The organism is Pontibacterium sp., from assembly GCF_041587635.1.
GTDB lineage: Bacteria > Pseudomonadota > Gammaproteobacteria > Pseudomonadales > Balneatricaceae > Pontibacterium.
In genome coordinates, this window is the sequence record NZ_JBFGYC010000457.1 from 1 (window position 1) to 3293 (window position 3293).

Annotated in this window: 4 protein-coding genes and 1 pseudogene; 2 read left to right on the forward strand and 3 right to left on the reverse strand. The window is 49.5% G+C overall.

Annotated elements, in window-relative coordinates; genetic code table 11:
* Positions 1–251, reverse strand: a 251-nt coding sequence (gene sdhD, locus ABYW01_RS17370; protein ID WP_372835174.1) for a succinate dehydrogenase, hydrophobic membrane anchor protein, incomplete at its 3' end; no start/stop codon positions are given.
* Complete coding sequence (gene sdhC / locus ABYW01_RS17375; protein WP_372835176.1) at positions 245–622, reverse strand: succinate dehydrogenase, cytochrome b556 subunit; 378 nt, start codon at positions 620–622, stop codon at positions 245–247. The genes sdhC and sdhD, both read right to left, overlap by 7 nt.
* Positions 623–1094: 472 nt before the next feature.
* On the opposite strand from sdhC, the gene gltA reads away from it, so the two are divergent.
* Together gltA and ABYW01_RS17385 are read left to right on the forward strand one after the other, a co-directional pair.
* Positions 1095–2372 (forward strand): citrate synthase, encoded by a 1278-nt coding sequence (gltA, locus tag ABYW01_RS17380; protein WP_372835179.1) that lies wholly within the window; start codon positions 1095–1097, stop codon positions 2370–2372.
* A gap of 176 nt (positions 2373–2548) precedes the next feature.
* Complete coding sequence (locus ABYW01_RS17385; protein ID WP_372835181.1) at positions 2549–2908, forward strand: hypothetical protein; 360 nt, start codon at positions 2549–2551, stop codon at positions 2906–2908.
* Positions 2909–2975: 67 nt separating this feature from the next.
* Here ABYW01_RS17385 and ABYW01_RS17390 read toward each other — a convergent pair.
* Positions 2976–3293: pseudogene (locus tag ABYW01_RS17390) on the reverse strand (hypothetical protein); the annotation flags it as partial.

A 3293-nucleotide genomic window follows, 5' to 3' on the forward strand; every position in this document is an offset into this window, starting at 1 on the left:
ATGTAGTCAGTAGATACAGACCACAGGCCAATCCATACGTGTGCTGCCATAGACAGCAGTGCCAGCAGGGTAAAGATGCGCATCGCTGTGCCTTCAAACAGCGAACTCCACATTTCATAAGTCAGCTCGGCGCCAAACGCCAGATAACCGATCATGAAAACGGTGTATGCTGCAAGAACAACCGCGGTAACGCGCTGAATCATCCAGTCATACAGGCCACTACGGCCAAAGCTAGTAATGCTAGTTACCATATCCATACTCCCGCCAGAAGGATTGCTACAACGCTGATAATCAGAGTTACCTTCGCTGCTTTCTGACCACTTTCCAGTTCTTCACAGTGGCCAAAATCCATTACCAGGTGTTTGATGCCCGCAAAGAAGTGATACAGCAGTGCTGATACACATCCCCACGCAATCAGCTTCGCAAGGAAGCCATTCTCGAACATTTCAACGGCTTCGTTGAAGCCAGCTTCTGATTCCAGAGACAGACCCAGTGCATACATCATGAACGCAGCAGCAACAAAAAGTGCTACGCCGGTCGCACGGTGCAGAATGGATGTAATCGCCGGAAGCGGCTGTTTGATTGTTCGCAGATCTAGGTTTACAGGTCTTTTCTTATTCACGGCTCTTGTCACACTTTGCTGCCCTCTTGCAGGGCATGGTTGCTAGGAAGTGCTATAAAGATAAGTACCTCGTCCAAAAAGCTCACGTCCCTTTAATTCGGCACTTGTAGCGCTTTTAAGGCACATAAACTTCGGTGCGAGAGTATAAGCATTTCGTAACCACAATACAACGCGACACTCCCGGTCTACGCCCTTTGTCTAGGTCTGCAGGGGTTAACCACACAGAAATACAACTAAATTCCTATTCAGCAAAAGAACAAAAATTGTTAAAAGTTTGTCATGAATTGCTGCGATGCAATAAAGCAACCCTTGGTCTGCGTTGACAAACGCTTCGCAGACTCTATATTGGGTGTGCCTTTTATATTGGGCAAACTCCAACAAGTGATTCTGATTTAGTCGCCTAAATCAAAATAAAGAGATGTCTTAATGCGTTAAGTCATCCATATAACTAACAAAATGATAGGAGCCTGTAATGGCTGATAAGAAAGCACGTTTGACCATCGACGGTCTGGATGAAGCAATCGAACTCCCTGTCTATACAGGCACAGAAGGCCCCGACGTTGTTGACGTACGCCCACTGACTGGTAGCGGCCGCTTCACTTATGACCCAGGTTTCGTATCTACCGCTGCATGTGAATCCAAGATCACATACATCGACGGTGGTGCAGGTGTGCTCTTACACGGCGGTTACCCGATCGAACAACTGGCAGAACACTCTGACTACCTGGAAGTGTGCTACTTGCTGCTGAACGGCGAACTGCCAACCCCTGAAGAAAAAGACAAGTTCGTCAATATCGTTAAGAACCACACCATGGTTCACGAGCAGATGAACCACTTCTTCAACGGTTTCCGTCGCGACGCTCACCCGATGGCAATCATGGTTGCCTGCGTAGGTGCACTGTCTGCCTTCTACCACGATTCTCTGGATATCGATAACGCACATCACCGTGAAGTCTGCGCATACCGCCTGGTAGCGAAAATGCCGACCATTGCAGCAATGTGCTACAAGTACTCCATCGGTCAGCCGTTCCAGTACCCTCGCAACGATCTGAGCTACGCAGAGAACTTCCTGCACATGATGTTCGGCACACCTTGCGCTGAGTACAAGCCTAGCCCGGTTCTGGCGAAAGCTATGGACAAAATCTTCCTGCTTCACGCAGACCACGAGCAGAACGCATCTACGTCCACCGTGCGTCTGGCGGGCTCCTCTGGTGCCAACCCATTCGCATGTATCGCTTCCGGTATCGCTGCACTTTGGGGTCCTGCACACGGCGGCGCCAACGAAGCTGTACTGACGATGCTTGAAGAGATTGGTGACGAATCCAAGATCGAAGAGTTCGTAGCACGTGCGAAAGATCCTGATGATTCTTTCCGCCTGATGGGCTTTGGTCACCGCGTATACCGCAACTTCGACCCTCGCGCTAAAGTCATGAAGAAGACCTGTGACGAAGTACTGCACGAACTGGGTATCGACGATGATCCGTTGCTGAAAATCGCTAAGCGTCTGGAACAGATCGCACTGGAAGATGACTACTTCGTACAGCGCAAACTGTATCCGAATGTAGATTTCTACTCCGGCATCATCCTGAAAGCAATTGGTATTCCAACCACTATGTTTACAGTGATCTTCGCTCTGTCCCGCACTATTGGCTGGATCTCTCACTGGAACGAGTTCCACAGCAGCCCGAACAAGATCGGTCGTCCGCGTCAGCTATACACTGGCCCAAGCAAGCGCGACTATCCTGAATAAAACGCTGCGCTGCATCAAAAAAAGCCACCCTTGCGGTGGCTTTTTTGTGCTTTTTTAAAATTCTCTCCTACACTTACGGCTCATTTGTAAGCCTGTATATTGTATGGAGATTTTCACCCGTGCTGCCCAAGCCTCTCTATGAGTCTTTGCCTTATTTCTGCCTTGTATTTGGGGCCATGAATATCATTTTCCCCACCGACCTTCTGCAGGCGATTTCGGGCGGCATTCTCTACAGTAGCGGATCAGCCATCTGGATTATGCGCTCCCAGAGTCGTCGCGCAGACTCGCTACGCACACCACTGAAGCCCCATCGATATCTACCCTGGCATGAAGCCTCTTTACTACCAGAACCGCTCTACGAAGCGATCCCATTTATCTACATCCTTATTGGCATACTGCTACAAAGCCACACAGAGGCCACTATGACACACTGTGCAGGCTACGCAGCTATAACCCTGGGTCTTGGACTGCTGATTATCAGGCATCGAAATCGCACTCCAAGGGAACACCCACACCCACTTCATCTCAAGATGTAGACAGCCAAACTTCAGGCATAAAAAAGCCAACACTATCGTCGGCTTTTTTGTCTCGCAATGTTACGTATCAATCAACGAACGTGGATTCGATCTTATGGATACTCAGGTCAGCACCGTTGTATTCCTGTTCTTCATCCAAACGCAAACCAACAAGGGCCTTGATCACACCATAAACGATGAAGCCACCCACCAGAGCAACAGCAATACCTGCAACCGTACCAATCACCTGAGAAGCCAGACTTACGCCACCCAGACCACCCAACGCTTCGCTGCCAAAGATTCCCGCAGCAATCAGCGGCAGCGGCCAGACAAGCTCTAGCCAGCCTAGAATATGAGCCTCTTTCGAATGGTCACTGAAAAATGGATGTAACGCAGCAGGACGTTG

What these genes read in the sequence shown, in the direction of transcription:
- gltA (WP_372835179.1), top strand. Translation starts at nt 1,095, where the DNA reads ATGGCTGATAAGAAAGCACGTTTGACCATCGACGGTCTGGATGAAGCA.
- ABYW01_RS17385 (WP_372835181.1), top strand. Translation starts at nt 2,549, where the DNA reads ATGAATATCATTTTCCCCACCGACCTTCTGCAGGCGATTTCGGGCGGC.